This is a genomic window from Frederiksenia canicola, from assembly GCF_011455495.1.
Classification (GTDB): domain Bacteria; phylum Pseudomonadota; class Gammaproteobacteria; order Enterobacterales; family Pasteurellaceae; genus Frederiksenia; species Frederiksenia canicola.
In genome coordinates this window covers 1795806-1812030 of sequence record NZ_CP015029.1, presented here as the reverse complement: position 1 = coordinate 1812030, position 16225 = coordinate 1795806, and the positions used below count along the sequence as shown (strand labels likewise).

Here is a 16225-nt window from a genome sequence, read left to right as displayed (position 1 = left end):
AAAATGGATATGCAAAATCGTGAAAATTTCTTAAATAAATTGGCGGAAAGAATGGGCAGACCACGTCAAACTGTGCCAGCACCGATGCCCGAACTAGTGAACAATCACCCAACCACTCGTTTGACTGACCGTACGCAAGAGCAACTTTGCAATGAGTTTATCGACTTTGCCCGTGTGATGATGGCGGATGTCGTAGTCGCTAAAGAAGCTGAATTGCCACAAGCGATCGTGGATATTTGCGAAAAATATGGTGGCGGTGAAGTGATCATCAACCACGATCAACGTTTGGTCGATTTAGGCATTACTTCCTCGTTACAAGCCAAATACAGCAGCTATGTATGGGATTTCAGCAAAGGTGATGAAAATATCGCTAAAGCCGAGAAAGCTAACATTGGCGTGGTATACGGCGAGTATGGTTTGGCAGAAAGTGGCGGTATCGTGCTGTTTTCAGATAAAGATTTTGGCCGTTCCGTGAGTTTATTGCCTGAAAAATCGGTGGTTGTGGTACGTAAAAGCACCGTGCTTCCACGTGTTGCGCAGCTTGCCAAAATCCTACACGATAAAGCACAACAAGGCGAACGTATGCCATCTTGTGTCAATATCATCTCTGGTCCAAGTGCTACGGCGGATATTGAGTTGATCAAAGTAGTCGGCGTTCACGGACCAGTATCAAAAATCTATTTGGTGATTGATGATCTATAGATTTGCAACATTTAGATAGAATCAGACCGCTTGTCGTGGTACAAGCGGTCTATTTTTTTATCTTGTTTTAATCTTTTTTGCGAGTTCTCTGATCAAATTTGGACCTCGGTAAACCATAGCAGAATAGAGTTGCAATAAACGTGCCCCTGCATTGATCTTTTCCTGTGCGGATGCTACGGAGTGAATGCCGCCGCTGCCGATAATCGGTAGTTTGCCATTCAATTCAGCACTTAACTGGCGAATGACTTTCGTGCTTAACGTATTGAGCGGCTTACCACTTAAGCCGCCTTGCTGATCAGCATTCGGCAAACCTGCGACCGTTTCACGCGAGAGCGTCGTATTACCTGCAATCACCCCATCTATTTGATGTCGCACGAGACTATCGGCAACGGACGCAATTTCTTCGGGCAAGAGATCGGGGGCGATTTTTAAGACTAGCGGTTTATATTTACCGAATTTTTGCGAAAGCACCGCTTGTTCAGCTTTCAGCGACTTCAGCAGCTCATCTAAAGCTTCACCATATTGCAAAGAACGCAAATTTTTGGTGTTCGGTGAGGAGATATTGACGGTAACATAACTGGCGTGAGAGTACACTTTACGCAAGCAGATTTGGTAATCTTCAAGGCTTCGATCAATTGGCGTGGTCGCATTTTTGCCAATGTTGATCCCAAGTACGCCATCATATTTGGCTTTTTTGACATTTTCGATCAGGACATCTACACCTAAATTATTGAAACCATTGCGATTAATAATTCCCTCGGCTTCAGGTAGTCGGAATTGGCGAGGTTTTAGATTGCCGTCTTGAGCCACTGGCGTTACGGTGCCGACTTCAATAAATCCAAAACCAAGCTGTGCAAAACCGTCAATCGCTTCGCCATTTTTATCCGCCCCTGCCGCTAAGCCGATTGGGTTTTTAAAGTGTAGTCCCATCACCTCAACAGGATTATTGGGAACGGGCTGCAGAGCAGGGAAATGCCTCAGCAGTTTCAGGGCTTGAATGGAAAAATGATGGGCTTGTTCGGCATCCATCGCGAACAACGCCTTGCGAATAAAAGGGTAGAGCATTTGCAAAATTTCCTTAGAAAGTGACCGCTTGTGATATCAATCACTCGCCACTTCCCCACAAGCGGGGCTGAATGGTTCAATCAATAAAAAAGCCCAATCATTGATTGGGCTTTGGTAACTAGTGGCTAAACATGGCAGAGATGGACTCTTCGTTGCTAATACGACGAATTGCTTCTGCAAGCATTCCAGAAAGGGTTAGCACACGCACTTTGTTTAATGCACGAATCTCTGCAGAAAGTGGGATAGTATCAGTCACGACGACTTCATCTAACGCATCATTAGCTAAATTTTTCGCTGCCGTGCCAGAGAATACTGCGTGTGTTGCATAAGCAAAGACTCGACGTGCACCACGTTCTTTCAACGCTTCTGCCGCTTTGCATAAGGTGCCGCCAGTATCGATCATATCGTCCACTAAAATGCAGTCACGACCTGCGACATCACCGATGATGTGCATGACTTGTGAGACGTTTGCTTTCGGACGACGTTTGTCGATGATCGCCATATCCGCATCATTTAACAACTTCGCCACCGCACGAGCACGCACCACACCGCCAATATCGGGAGAAACTACGATTGGATTAACTAAGTCGGTTTTTTTCAAAATATCATCAAGTAATACTGGTGAGCCAAAAACGTTATCTACAGGCACATCGAAGAAACCTTGGATCTGCTCGGCGTGTAAATCGCAGGTCAATACTCGGTCCACTCCTACGCTTGAAAGGAAGTCTGCCACCACTTTTGCAGTGATTGGTACACGAGCAGAACGCACACGGCGGTCTTGGCGAGCGTAGCCAAAGTAAGGAATAACCGCAGTAATACGCCCCGCAGACGCACGACGTAACGCATCAACCATGACGACTAATTCCATTAAGTTGTCGTTAGTTGGGGCACAGGTTGATTGCACGATGAAAATATCTCCGCCACGTACATTTTCGTTGATCTGTACTTGGATCTCGCCGTCACTGAAACGACCAACGGTTGCATCGCCAAGGGAAATATAAAGACGTTCAGCAATTCGTTTTGCTAATTCAGGGGTAGCGTTTCCTGCGAAGAGTTTAATATCAGGCATTGTCGGGTAACCTCTAGGTTATAAAGTGGGAAATAAATTCAGTTGTTGATGGAGCGGGGAGATGTTTCGCCCTTGTGCCACAAAGCCTTGTACCTGTTTGGGTTTTAAGGCAAACACACGTTGGGCTTCCGCTTCGGTTTCAAATTCGGCGAAAATACAAGCACCAGTGCCAGTAAGTCGACAGGGTGCATATTGTATCAACCAAGTCAGTAGATCATCAACCTCTGAATAATGATCTCGGACAATTTTTTCGCAATCGTTTGCCCATTCACGGTTAAGCAGTTGATCAAGATTTAGTTTCGGTGTATTGCGTGGCAAATCAGGATGTTGGAAAACTAACGCTGTTGAAATCGAGGCTTCAGGCTTTAATACCAGATACCATTTTTCAGGCGGATTGCAAGGTGTTAGCTTTTCACCCACGCCTTCCGCAAAGGCGGCGAAGCCCTGCACGAAAATCGGCACATCCGCTCCAAGTTGCAAGCCAAGCTCGGCAAGTTGCACAAGAGAAAGCCCCGTTTGCCAAAGGTGGTTAAGAGCGACTAGCACTGTCGCCGCATTCGACGATCCACCGCCCAGCCCCGCTCCCATAGGGATTTTTTTCTCAACTGCAATGTTCGCCCCGAGCTGACAAGCGGTCTGATTTTGCAGCAGTTTTGCCGCTCGATAAATCAAATTCTGTTCAACGGCAACGCCATCAATTTGATTTTCAAGGATGATTCTTGCATCATCACGCAGCGAAATTTGCAAGCGGTCGCCGAAGTCTAAAAATTGAAACAGGGTTTGAAGTTCGTGATAGCCATCTGTACGCCTGCCGTTGATATACAAAAACAGGTTTAGTTTTGCTGGACTGGGGAATGTGTGTTTTTTCATCGGTGTATTATGGTTGTTAGGGCAGATTTTAACCTTTCCGTAATAAAGTGTTATGGATTGCAGGACAGATAAACCACGCTTTAATATTGCCAGTGATTAATCCGAACTTTCAACGTTTGTGTGCCGTTTTCAAGGACGATCAGTTTCGGCAAATTTGGCTGGCGATCTTCGTGGTATTCCACAAAATGTACCTTCCATATCGTGCCATTCACCGTATAGTCAAACTGTGCCAGTTGGCGTTTTTCATTAACCACGTAATTGGCATTTTTTTCGGGCTGACCCTTTACCCAGTAGGCAAATTGGTCGATAGGAAACGCCACGCCAATAATTGCTTTCATCAACACATCAACATCTGCTTCAGTACGGGAGCGTCCCTCACTGTCAGAAACGGTAATGCCGTAAGCATTTCGCTGTAATTTCAAGGACTTGCTTGAAAGGTTAGAGGACATCGTCAATCCAAAATTAGTTGGTGTTTTGTATTGCCATTCAAAATGGGACGAAAAACGTTCTTCAGGAGAGATATAGCCAAATTGACCTTGGGTAGAATATGCGTTGATTTGAGCTAATTGTGCAAGATGTTGCTGCCATTTCACATCATTATGCGGGATCTCGACCGTAGGTTTTGCTGCTTGGGTCGGTTCATTATAAATCGACTGACAGCCCGCCAGAAACGCAAGGGCTGTGAGAGATAAGCGGGTCGTGAGTTTTTTCATGGTGATCTTCTCAGTAAAAATTCGGCGTAAGTATAAAGGAAAGCGGTGAGTTTGTTGGCAAAATTTGCAAAACTTTATCGGAAACTGACCGCTTGTTATCCGTTAGCTTCCAGTTCTGCCAAAATCCGAGCTTTCAATGCCGTTTTTTCTGCGTCATTTAATGCTTTTTGTTCTGCGGTGGAGACCACAAAAAAATCTTCGGCTTTTTCGCCGATGGTGGTAATTTTGGCATTTTGTAAAATCAAATGTTGTTGGCTGAAAATATAGCCGATTTGGGCGAGTAAGCCTTCTCGGTCAAGGGTAAATAGCTCAAAAGCAGTTTGATTCGGTTGAGAATTTTCCAAAAATCGCACTTTAGTTTTACGTTTAAACGAGAGATTTTTCAATGGTTTTTTATGTAGACGAAATGCAACTTTTTGGGCGTTACTTAAGGTTTTGATTAATGCGTGTTGTACTTGGATTTGGCGGTTTTCGTTGAGCGGCTGCCCGTCAAATTCGCTGACAATAAAGCTGTCTAGCACCAAGCCGTTTTCACTGGTCAGCACCTGGGCATCGTGAATACTGATTTTTTTCGCACTCAAGGTTTGGGCAAGGCGGGCGAACAGCTGAGGTTGATCATCGGCATAGACAAAAATTTCCGTCGCACCACGGGCGTGTTGATTGCTGACTAACACCATTGGCAAAGTTGGATTGTGCAAATAACGGCGTGCGTGCCACACCAGTTGGGTTGGGTTATGGCGGACAAAATAGCTTTCGGGGCAATGCTGCCAAAATTGTTCAAGCTGTTGTAGCTGTTCGTCCGTTAATTGCGTGGCGAGAGTACCAAAGGCAAGTTGGCGATTCTCAATGCCAAGCTGTTGATAGTCTATAGATTCTTCGCCGAGTGCAAGTTGTTCGGTGGTGAATTGGAAAAGTTTTCCGAAAAGTGACCGCTTCCAATCGTTCCACAACGTTTCGTTAGTGGCACAAATATCGGCAATAGTGAGACAGGTGAGTGCTGCTAATGCGGTCGGATTTTTCACTACTTTTGCAAAGGTTTTGACAACGTCAGGATCGTGAATATCTCGGCGTTGGGCAGTGATCGACATTGTTAAATGCTCAGCAACTAACCACGCCATAAAGTCGGTTTGTTCCGCTGAAAAATGGTGTAATGTTGCAAACTTTCGCATCTCAATCGCCCCATTTTCAGCATGATCGCCTTCACGTCCTTTAGCGATGTCGTGAAACAAGGCAGCAAAGTAGAGCAGAGATAAATTCGGCAAGGTTGGTAGCAGTTCGCAGCATAATGGATACTTTTCACGATTTTTCGCTTCTAAAAAGCCTTCAAGGTGTAGCATCACCCGAATAGTGTGTTCATCAACGGTATAAATATGAAATAAATCGAACTGCATCAAGCCTTCAATTCCTCGCCACTGGGGTAAATAGGCGGAAAGCACGCCGAGCTGGTGCATTGGCACAATCGCTCGTTTTACCACATTCGGCTGAGAAAATAGCTCAACAAAACGCTTTCTTGCTTGGGGCGAGTCGCTCAACGGGCGATCAAGTTTTTTTAGGGCAAGTCGAAGTTGGCGAAGTAATTGAGTAGAAACCTTTGTATCAGCTTGCTCGGTCAAATGCCAAAACAGATCGATAATTTTTTCGGGGTGGTGAGTAAAAATGCGAGGATTTTGGCAGAAAATCGTGTGATCTCGCAGGAAAAATAGTTCATCAAGCGGGTACTTTTCGCTATTTTTTTGCAAGTTGATCAAATGTTCTTGTTCGAAACTAGCAAGTAATAGTTGGCTGAGTTGCGAAATGGACTGCGTGGCTTGGAAGAAAATTTTCATCATGGCTTCCACGGGCTGATTGCCTTCGCCTGTGTAGCCAAGTTGCTCGCTCAGTTGCAGTTGACGGTCAAACCGCAGGCGATTGTCGTAGCGTTTGAGTTGTAGATGCAGGGCAAAACGCATCCGAAAAAGCACGGTTTGTGCTTGCTGCAATTCGGCAAATTCTTCGGGGAACAATACGCCCCGTTCCAACAACTGCTCAAGGGCATAGACGCCATATTGACGCAACATAATCCATGAAATCAAATGCAGATCCCGCAAGCCCCCCGGACTGTGTTTAAGATCAGGTTCCAGGTTATAGCTGGTGTTGTTGAAACGGGCATATTGATCTTTTCGCTCGCTCACTTTGGCGTGGAAAAAATTGGAAATTGACCAAAAGTCAGGTTGATATAACCGCTTGATTAATGCTTGCCAAAGCTGCGAATTGCCTTGTAATAAGCGGCTTTCGAACAAGTTAGTTGCTACTGAAATTTCAGTTTTACCGATCTCAATACACTCGTCCAAGGTACGAATTGCTGACCCAAGCTGTAATTTGCTGTCCCAAAGCAAATTAAATAGTTTGCTGAGTTTTTGTTGCGTAACATCGTCTAAAGGCTGTTCGGTTAGAATCAGAATGTCCAAATCCGACAGTGGAAACATTTCTCGCCGTCCGTAGCCACCTACAGCAAGTAATGCTAAATCGGATCGTTCACTCAATTCTAATTCAGTCCACAAATTTGCCAATAGCGTATCATAAAAGTCGCTGCGTTGATGAAGGAGTGTTGTAATATCAGAATGAGCAAAATCGGCCTTTTGCTGTTCGGTGAGCTGTAAAAGCATAGCTTTGAGATCGGTCATTAACATTGGCAATTTTTATGTATTAGCATCGTATTAAGGCATTATATAGAATTGTTTAAATGAGTGGAGAATATTCTTTGATCTACCTAAAAACTTTCGCTACACAAAAAGGCGACGAGTTTTTGGTATCGAGTAAGCTTTTTCTTATCTGGTAGTCCAAGTTGGATTAAGCTTCTTTTATAAGCAATATCCTCAAATGCCCCTACAATTTTAATATCATCGGGTTCTATTTTTAGCATCTCTCGATCAATATTTAACTTTTTATTTAATTGATATTGATTGATCGTGTGTCCATAACGTTTTTTTAATTGTGCGGCTAGAATGGCATTTTCACTATATTTATAAATAAATGAAAGGGCGGATAAGAAAACAATCAATAAACCACTGATAAGATGCCAAATAGGGCGAATATGGGGCGGTAAGAAACGTACAACATCTACCACAATAGATGAGCCTAAAATAAACTGCATTAATAAGATGAAGTTTGCAATTCGAAGATTAAAGGTTTCATAAATTTTAGTGAGATTATAACTATAATATAGATCGAATAGACGTTTATTATCCATGGTTACTCCAAATAATTAACGTAAAGGTGTCAAATTTATAATAAGTTATCTTAACAATAGTAATGAAACTATTGCCTTGAACGTGCTTAATTTGGGATATAAAAGGTTATCTTGATATTGTTTGAATTGTATAAAAGAAAACAGCACAGGAGGAATTGTGCTGTTTTGCAGAATTAAATTTTGGCAAAATCATTCGGTATTGTAAACAGCAAATGGAGCAATAATTCATTTCTGTGTAAAAAAATTGTCAAATAATGAAGAAAAATGAAGTGAAAATTTGTTTGAGATCAAATTTTATTGAAATGTCTCTTAACAGAAAAAAGGGGTAAATTGATTTTACCCCAATGACAAGCGGGTAGTTCCGCTTAATTTTTGCAAATTAGGCTTTGACTAACAAGGCAACCGCTTCGCAAGCAATTCCTTCGCCACGTCCCGTAAAGCCGAGTTTTTCAGTAGTGGTGGCTTTCACATTGACTTGATTAACGTCACATTGTAGATCTTCGGCGATCGCTTGACGCATTTGGTCGATGTATGGTCGCATTTTTGGGGCTTGAGCGATGATAGTGACATCCACATTACCGACTTTATAGCCAGTTGCTTGCACTTGGCGGTAGGCTTCAATCAGCAAGCCACGGCTGTTTGCCCCTTTGTACTGCATATCCGTATCAGGAAAGAGTTTGCCAATATCGCCTAAGGCTACGGCACCGAGCAACGCATCGGTTAAAGCGTGTAATGCCACATCACCATCGGAATGGGCGAGAAAACCTTTTTCATAGGGAATGCTCACGCCGCCAATAATCAACGGGCCTTGCTCACTAAAGGCGTGTACATCAAAACCGTGTCCAATTCTAATCATCTGTTATTCCTTCTCTTTTAATAAGTAAAATTCTGCTAGGGCTAAATCTTCTGGGCGGGTAATTTTTAAATTATCGCTACGACCAGCCACTAATAATGGTTGTACCCCAGTAAGTTCCATCGCCGATGCTTCATCGGTGATGTTTAACCCTTGTGCAAAAGCCGTTTTAATCGCTTCTTTTAAAGATGCAGCAGGGAAAAATTGCGGTGTCAGTGCGTGCCAAAGTGTATTACGATCTTCCGTATGTGAAATCTGTTTGCCGTCTGAAGTACGTTTCATGGTGTCAACACAAGGGGTGGCAAGAATCGCGCCTTGAACCGAGTGGATTTGCAAAATTTTGTCTAGATCTGACCGCTTGATCAACGGTCGGGCGGCATCATGCACCAACGCCCAATCATCTTTGCTTAAACTATTCAAGGCATTAAGCACGGAATGTGCTCGTGTTTCACCACCAAAAACGACGGAAATTTTAGGGTGCTGTAAAATGGCTAACGATGAATAGTAGGGATCAGTATCGGATACGGCAACCACAACTCTACTAATCTGTGGATGGGCAATAAAAGGGGATAAGGTATGTTCTAAAATCGTTTTGCCTAATAACGACAAATACTGTTTGGGTTTATCTGCTTCCATTCGGCTGCCTACGCCCGAAGCAGGAATGATGGCGACAACATTGCGACTCATCTTTTTTTCCTTATTTATGAGAATTAATGTCGTGGCACAATGCGATAAAACATTTCATCTTCTTTTACCATTTCACGTTCAAAGCGTGCTCTTTCTTCCAATGCGTTGACGCCAGTTTTCAGATCTTGAATTTCTGCAGCAAGCAGATTGTTTCGTGTCATCAATTCCGCATTTTCATTTTTTAACTGTTCAACAGTGGTTTGTGCTGTTTTATAATCGCTCCAACCATTTTTGCCAAACCAAAAACTAAATTGTAAATAGCCTAAGAGGAAGGTTAGAAATACAATAAGAAGTCGCATAATGTTCCTGTTTGTTATATATGTAAAAAATACATTTTAAAATGTAACAATAATGTTATTGAATAACCTGATTTTATATTTAAACGGGCATTATTCTATCAAATCAACGGATTTTTTTGTAAATTTTTAAACTATTTTCCAAAAATTTGATGTAGATAACATTTTTTATTTTTGAACTACTTTACAATACCCCCAGTTTTTAATTTTAACCATTATGAGGTGTTAGTATGTCAAATCGTGTTATTCAAGAACTAGAACTTTTAGGTATCACAAACGTAAAAGAAGTTGTTTATAACCCAAGCTATGAACAACTCTTTGAAGAAGAAATGAAACCTGAGCTAGAGGGCTTTGAAAAAGGTCGCTTAACCACAACAGGTGCTGTTGCGGTTGACACAGGGATTTTTACGGGTCGCTCGCCAAAAGATAAATTCATCGTGTTAGATGAAAATACCAAAGATACCGTTTGGTGGACAAGTGATGCTGTAAAAAATGACAACAAACCAATGAACCAAGCCACTTGGCAAAGTTTAAAAGAGTTAGTGACTAACCAACTTTCAAATAAACGTTTATTTGTGATTGATGCATTCTGTGGTGCTAACCCAGATAGCCGTGTTGCAGTGCGTATTGTAACAGAAGTGGCGTGGCAAGCCCACTTTGTTAAAAATATGTTCATTCGCCCAACAGAAGCTGAATTGGCAAACTTCACGCCAGATTTTGTGGTTATGAACGGTTCTAAAGTCACGAACCCGAACTGGAAAGAGCAAGGTTTGAATTCTGAAAACTTTGTGGCGTTCAATATTACGGAGAAAATTCAATTAATCGGCGGTACTTGGTATGGTGGTGAGATGAAGAAAGGTCTATTCTCACTGATGAACTACTGGTTACCACTTAAAGGCATTGCATCAATGCACTGTTCTGCAAACGTAGGTGAAAAAGGTGATGTAGCGGTATTCTTCGGTTTATCCGGTACAGGTAAAACAACCCTTTCAACAGATCCAAAACGTAAATTAATTGGTGATGATGAGCACGGTTGGGACGATGATGGTGTATTCAACTACGAAGGTGGTTGCTATGCGAAAACGATCAACCTTTCAGAAGAAAACGAGCCAGACATCTATCGTGCAATCAAACGTGATGCGTTATTAGAAAACGTCGTTGTGCGTGAAGACGGCACAATTGATTTTGCAGACGGTTCAAAAACGGAAAATACCCGTGTTTCTTACCCAATTTACCACATCGACAACATTGTTGAGCCAGTCTCAAAAGCAGGTCATGCGAAGAAAGTGATTTTCTTAACTGCTGATGCGTTTGGGGTATTGCCACCTGTATCTAAATTAACGCCAGAACAAACCAAATACTACTTTTTATCAGGCTTTACTGCGAAATTAGCGGGGACAGAGCGTGGTATCACAGAACCAACACCAACTTTCTCTGCGTGTTTTGGGGCAGCATTCTTATCACTTCACCCAACTAAATACGCAGAAGTGTTAGTGAAACGTATGGAGGCGGCAGGTGCAGAAGCCTACTTAGTGAACACTGGTTGGAACGGTACAGGTAAACGTATCTCAATCAAAGACACTCGCGGTATCATTGATGCGATCTTAGATGGTTCAATCGAAGATGCAGAAATGAAACAATTACCAATCTTTGATTTAGCGGTACCAACAGCCTTACCAGGTGTAAACCCTGCAATTTTAGACCCACGTGATACTTACGCTGACAAAGCACAATGGCAAGAGAAAGCGGAAGATTTAGCCGGTCGTTTCGTGAAAAACTTTGAGAAATACACCACCAACGATGAAGGTAAAGCATTAGTTGCGGCAGGTCCGAAACTCTAATCTCATCAATACATAACTTACAGGGAGCCAAATCAAATTGGCTCCTTTTTTGTTTTACAAACAGTCTGATTTCACTGATTTTTTGCCATTCCTCATTTGCAAAACTTTTGTGAAAACCGACCGCTTGTTTGTGTATTTTCGGTATAATGTAACGATTTTGACTTTCAATAAGAGATTTCTCATGGCAACTATCGCACCTAATCCGCTCGTTCTTGTGGACGGTTCTTCCTATCTTTATCGTGCATTCCACGCATTTCCCCCGCTTACCAATAAACAAGGCGAACCAACAGGGGCAATGTATGGCGTACTGAATATGCTTAAAAGCCTGATTGCACAGGTAGAGCCAAGTCATATTGCGGTAGTGTTTGATGCTAAAGGCAAAACCTTTCGTGATGAACTGTTTGAGCAGTACAAATCCCACCGTCCGCCAATGCCTGATGAACTTCGTTCACAAATTCAGCCGTTGCATCAAATGATCAACGCCCTTGGCATTCCGTTGCTGTCGATTGAAGGCGTGGAAGCAGACGATGTGATCGGCACGCTCGCCGTTCAAGCTGCCAAAGACGGTAAACATGTGCTGATCAGCACGGGCGATAAAGATATGGCGCAACTGGTTAATGAGCATATTATGTTGATTAACACAATGAACAATACGTTGCTCGACCGTGAAGGTGTGATTGAAAAATATGGCATTCCGCCTGAGTTGATCATCGACTATTTAGCCTTATTGGGGGATAGCTCAGATAATATCCCAGGAGTGAAAGGCGTGGGCGAGAAAACAGCAATTGCGTTGTTGCAAGGTATCGGTTCGATGAAAGAGATTTATGCTAATTTGGATCAGGTTGCCACCCTGTCATTTCGTGGGGCGAAAACCTTCGCTCCGAAATTAGCGGCCGAAAAAGAAACTGCAGAGTTGTCCTATCTGCTTGCTACCATCAAAACCGATGTATCGCTGGAATTACGCCACGATCAACTGCTGACCCAACCGCAGCAGCGTGATCAACTGGTGCAGCTATTTGGGCGTTATGAATTTAAACGCTGGTTGAATGAAGTGATGAACGATGCTAATCCCGTGACTCAAACCGCAGCAGAGAAAGTGCCGAACAACTATCAAGCCACACAAGCGGTCAGTTCCGAGCCAAATTTTGCAAATAGGGCAAATGTAGCAAAAGTTGAGATTGATCGCACCGCTTACCAATGTATCAACAATCAAGCCCTGTTAGACCAATGGCTTAGCAAATTACAGCAAGCAACATTGTTTGCGGTTGATACTGAAACGGATGCTCTCGATCCGATGGTGGCGAATTTGGTTGGGATTTCTTTCGGGTTAGAGAATGGCGAAGCGTGCTACATTCCGCTGGCTCACAAAGGTGAAATGAGCGAACCGCAGCAGAACGATCTGTTTACGGAAGCAAGTGAACCAGCCATTGATTTGTTGCCTGATCAGCTTAGCAAAGCGACGGTGCTCAAAGAATTAAAACCAATTTTAGAAAACGCCACAATCCAAAAAGTTGGGCAGAATATCAAATATGATTTAACTATTTTTGCTCGCAATGGTATTGCTCTTCAAGGTGTGGCGTTTGATACGATGTTGGAGTCCTACACCCTAAACAGCACGGGGCGGCACAATATGGACGATTTAGCCGATCGTTATTTAGGACATCAAACCATTCCATTTGAAGAAGTAGCAGGCAAAGGTAAAAACCAAAAAACGTTTGACCAAATTACTATTGAGCAGGCCACGGAATATGCTGCGGAAGATGCAGACATTACAATGAAACTACATAAAGTGTTGTCGGCAGAATTGGCGAAAGCACCGGAATTGGTAAAATTATTTGAGCAGATCGAAATGCCGTTGGTGAGTGTGCTTTCCCGTGTCGAACGCAACGGTGTGTTAATTGATCCGCAATTACTACGCCAGCACTCCATTGAAATTGAGCAACGCTTAGCAGAGCTTGAGCAACAGGTGCACACAGAAGCGGGAGAAGTGTTCAATTTAGCCTCGACTAAACAGCTACAAGAGATCTTATTTCACAAACTCGGCTTACCGATTTTGAAGAAAACCCCGAAGGGTGCTCCTTCAACTAACGAAGAAGTGTTAGAGGAATTGGCTCAAATGGGGCATCAAGTGCCAGTATTATTGATGGAGCATCGTGGCTTGAGTAAGTTGAAATCGACTTACACAGACAAATTGCCACAGATGATTAACAAACAGACGGGGAGAGTGCATACCTCTTATCACCAAGCAGTAACGGCAACAGGGCGACTGTCATCAAGTGATCCAAATTTACAAAATATTCCGATTCGTAACGAACAGGGCAGACGTATTCGCCAAGCCTTTATTGCTCGTGAAGGGTATAAAATTGTGGCGGTAGACTATTCGCAAATTGAGCTACGAATAATGGCACACCTTGCCAACGATCAGAATATGATCAAAGCCTTTGCTGAAGGTAAAGATATTCACCGTTCCACTGCGGCTGAGATTTTTGGCGTGCCGTTAGATGAAGTGACAAGCGAGCAACGCCGTAGTGCAAAAGCGATTAACTTCGGCTTAATTTACGGTATGAGTGATTTTGGCTTATCAAACCAATTAGGCATTAGCCGAGCCGATGCGAAAAAATATATGGAGCTTTATTTCCAACGTTATCCTGCGGTGCAACAATTTATGTTAGATATTCGTGAACAAGCGGCAGCAAAAGGCTATGTGGAAACCCTATTTGGTCGCCGTTTATATCTGCCAGATATTCAGTCAAGCAACGCGATTCGCCGTAAAGCCGCTGAGCGTGTAGCAATCAACGCACCAATGCAAGGTACTGCAGCGGATATCATCAAAGTGGCGATGATCGGTATCGATCGTGCTATTAAAGGCTGTGATGATATTCAGATGATTATGCAAGTGCACGATGAACTCGTGTTTGAAATTAAAGCTGAGCGTGTGGAGCATTACACTGCGATCATCAAAGCCGAAATGGAAAACGCAATCGCGATGCGAGTGCCGCTAATTGCGGAAGTGGACGTTGGCGAAAATTGGGATGAAGCACATTAACAAGCGGTGAGATATTGCGAATTTTTTGCAAATTGAAAAGCGGGCGAACGCATCGGTTCGATCCTACAATTCAGGAAATATGATGGAAACATTTTTACAGGGCTTTATCGTCTGTTTTGGGTTGATTGTCTCTATCGGTGCCCAAAATGCCTTTTTGCTTAAACAAGGTATTCTCAAACAGCACGTTTTTTGGGTGGCGTTGATCTGCTTTTTCTGTGATGTCGTATTAATGGGGATTGGTGTACTTGGGCTGGGTTCATTGATTTCCCAATCGCTTTGGGCAAGCATGGCTTTGGCACTGCTTGGGGCGACGTTTCTGTTTACTTATGGCAGTCGCTCTTTTGTCAGTGCTTATCGGGGAACAAGCCAATTAGTCGCACAACAAGCAGAAAGGGCGAGTTTGAAAAAAGTGATTTTAGTCACGTTGGCGATTACATTGCTCAACCCACACGTTTATATTGATACAGTGGCGATTGTTGGCGGCATTGGTGGTACTCTCAATGTTGATGAAAAAATCCGTTTTCTTATAGGTGCGCTATGCTGTTCATTTCTTTGGTTTTTCGGGCTTGCTTTCGGGGCAGGTCTACTCAGACCTTATTTTGAAAAACGCCGAACGTGGCAGATTTTGGATTCAATAACCGGGCTGATTATGTATGTAATTGCCTTCAGTTTATTGCTTTATGCCGTTAAATTGTTAGATACGATGTAAAAGAAAAAGGCTTCTTCCTTTTGGGAAGAAGCTCTTTTTTTATGCTTCGGGATGCAATAAGAAAATTCCTTGATGGGCTAAATTTAAATAATAGGCAGGTTGATGTTCATGGTATTGCTGCGGATTTAAATTAATCATCATTTCTTTTCCTTGCCATACAACGACAATCTCCCAGTACGATCCCATATAAACTGCCTGTTTAAGGTGACAACGCTGACTCTCTTCTCCTTCAGGAAGAAGTTGTATCGCTTCAGGGCGAATTCCCACTAAGCACTTACCATTTGGCACATTGAACCGTTCTGCATTAGGCAGCGTAAAGCAGAAATCACCAATTTGGATTTCATCACCGTGACGAACACCATCTAAAATGGTCGATTCCCCCATAAAATTCGCTAAAAAGAGTGAGTTGGGTTGCAAATAGAGCATTTTGGCACTGTCTTTTTGCTTAATAATCCCTTTATCCATCACAATCACTTCATCAGAAACCGCAAATGCTTCACTTTGGTCGTGAGTTACATATAGGGATGTGATATTAAGTTGCTGTTGTAATTCACGAATTTTTTCACGCATTGAACGACGCAAATTCGCATCAAGGTTACTCAGCGGCTCGTCAAAAAGTAATACTTTTGGTTTTAAAATCAGGGCTCGAGCTAAGGCAACACGCTGCTGTTGCCCACCTGAAATTTGATCAACGTAACGATCTTCAAAACCGGCTAAATCAACTAGCTCAAGTGCTTCTTTTACACGTTGATCTCGTTCTGCTTTTGGTACACCTTGCATTTTTAAGCCATAGCCAACATTATCGCCAATCGACATATGTGGAAAGAGAGCATAAGACTGGAAGACGATACAAATGTCCCGTTGTTGAATCGAGTTATGAGTAACATCTTCACCATCAATAAAAATTTGACCGCTGGTTGGATTTTCCAATCCAGCAACTAGGCGTAACACGGTGGTTTTACCACAACCAGAAGGCCCAAGTAGCGTGACCATCGTACCTTTTTTAATGGAAAGGCTTAAGTTATCAATTACAGTCGCTTTCCCGAAGGATTTAGTGACATTTTTCAGCACTAAAAAATCATTTTGTGAGTTCATTGAATATCCTTTTAACTGCTAGGGTGAAAGAGTTCACCATTTGTAAAATT

The 16225-nt window shown here is 42.9% G+C and carries 14 protein-coding genes; 4 read left to right on the top strand and 10 right to left on the bottom strand.

Annotated features, from left to right (window positions below; translation table 11 throughout):
* The first annotated feature begins 3 nt into the window (after positions 1 to 3).
* Positions 4 to 702 (top strand): LutC/YkgG family protein, encoded by a 699-nt coding sequence (locus A4G17_RS08715; protein ID WP_123955974.1) that lies wholly within the window; start codon positions 4 to 6, stop codon positions 700 to 702.
* Between the two features lie 57 nt (positions 703 to 759).
* Here the strand turns inward: A4G17_RS08715 and pyrD are convergent, their stop codons facing one another.
* From pyrD to ftsB, 9 genes are all read right to left on the bottom strand, one after another.
* Positions 760 to 1731: a quinone-dependent dihydroorotate dehydrogenase gene (gene pyrD / locus A4G17_RS08710; RefSeq protein WP_236941044.1), complete on the bottom strand. Its 972-nt coding sequence runs from the start codon at positions 1729 to 1731 to the stop codon at positions 760 to 762.
* Positions 1732 to 1885: 154 nt separating this feature from the next.
* Positions 1886 to 2836, bottom strand: a complete 951-nt coding sequence (locus A4G17_RS08705; protein ID WP_123955976.1) for a ribose-phosphate pyrophosphokinase — start codon at positions 2834 to 2836, stop codon at positions 1886 to 1888.
* 18 nt (positions 2837 to 2854) lie between these two features.
* Positions 2855 to 3706 (bottom strand): 4-(cytidine 5'-diphospho)-2-C-methyl-D-erythritol kinase, encoded by an 852-nt coding sequence (ispE, locus tag A4G17_RS08700; RefSeq protein ID WP_123955977.1) that lies wholly within the window; start codon positions 3704 to 3706, stop codon positions 2855 to 2857.
* 80 nt (positions 3707 to 3786) lie between these two features.
* On the bottom strand, positions 3787 to 4419 hold the full coding sequence (gene lolB / locus A4G17_RS08695; protein ID WP_123955978.1) for a lipoprotein insertase outer membrane protein LolB: 633 nt from the start codon (positions 4417 to 4419) through the stop codon (positions 3787 to 3789).
* Positions 4420 to 4514: 95 nt separating this feature from the next.
* The gene (glnD, locus tag A4G17_RS08690; RefSeq protein ID WP_418886388.1) at positions 4515 to 7082 is read right to left on the bottom strand and encodes a bifunctional uridylyltransferase/uridylyl-removing protein GlnD; all 2568 of its coding nucleotides are present in this window, start codon (positions 7080 to 7082) and stop codon (positions 4515 to 4517) included.
* An 86-nt stretch (positions 7083 to 7168) separates the two neighbouring features.
* The gene (locus A4G17_RS08685; RefSeq protein WP_123955980.1) at positions 7169 to 7648 is read right to left on the bottom strand and encodes a hypothetical protein; all 480 of its coding nucleotides are present in this window, start codon (positions 7646 to 7648) and stop codon (positions 7169 to 7171) included.
* Between the two features lie 379 nt (positions 7649 to 8027).
* The gene (gene ispF, locus A4G17_RS08680) at positions 8028 to 8504 is read right to left on the bottom strand and encodes a 2-C-methyl-D-erythritol 2,4-cyclodiphosphate synthase (protein WP_123955981.1); all 477 of its coding nucleotides are present in this window, start codon (positions 8502 to 8504) and stop codon (positions 8028 to 8030) included.
* Positions 8505 to 8507: 3 nt separating this feature from the next.
* Entirely contained in the window at positions 8508 to 9188 is a 681-nt protein-coding gene (gene ispD / locus A4G17_RS08675; RefSeq protein WP_123955982.1) for a 2-C-methyl-D-erythritol 4-phosphate cytidylyltransferase, read from the bottom strand.
* Between the two features lie 23 nt (positions 9189 to 9211).
* Positions 9212 to 9487, bottom strand: coding sequence for a cell division protein FtsB (gene ftsB / locus A4G17_RS08670; RefSeq protein WP_123955983.1), 276 nt, complete (start codon positions 9485 to 9487; stop codon positions 9212 to 9214).
* 227 nt (positions 9488 to 9714) lie between these two features.
* Here ftsB and pckA point away from each other — a divergent pair, with 227 nt between their 5' ends.
* The 3 genes from pckA to A4G17_RS08655 all read left to right on the top strand — a co-directional run bounded on the left by pckA (position 9715) and on the right by A4G17_RS08655 (position 15080).
* Positions 9715 to 11325: a phosphoenolpyruvate carboxykinase (ATP) gene (pckA, locus tag A4G17_RS08665; protein WP_123955984.1), complete on the top strand. Its 1611-nt coding sequence runs from the start codon at positions 9715 to 9717 to the stop codon at positions 11323 to 11325.
* A 181-nt stretch (positions 11326 to 11506) separates the two neighbouring features.
* Complete coding sequence (gene polA, locus A4G17_RS08660) at positions 11507 to 14371, top strand: DNA polymerase I (protein ID WP_123955985.1); 2865 nt, start codon at positions 11507 to 11509, stop codon at positions 14369 to 14371.
* Between the two features lie 82 nt (positions 14372 to 14453).
* The gene (locus A4G17_RS08655) at positions 14454 to 15080 is read left to right on the top strand and encodes a LysE/ArgO family amino acid transporter (RefSeq protein WP_123956696.1); all 627 of its coding nucleotides are present in this window, start codon (positions 14454 to 14456) and stop codon (positions 15078 to 15080) included.
* Between the two features lie 39 nt (positions 15081 to 15119).
* Here A4G17_RS08655 and fbpC read toward each other — a convergent pair whose 3' ends face one another.
* Positions 15120 to 16175 carry a ferric ABC transporter ATP-binding protein gene (fbpC, locus tag A4G17_RS08650; RefSeq protein WP_123955986.1) on the bottom strand — a complete coding sequence of 352 codons (1056 nt, stop codon included), beginning with the start codon at positions 16173 to 16175 and terminating at the stop codon, positions 15120 to 15122.
* Positions 16176 to 16225 lie beyond the last annotated feature (50 nt).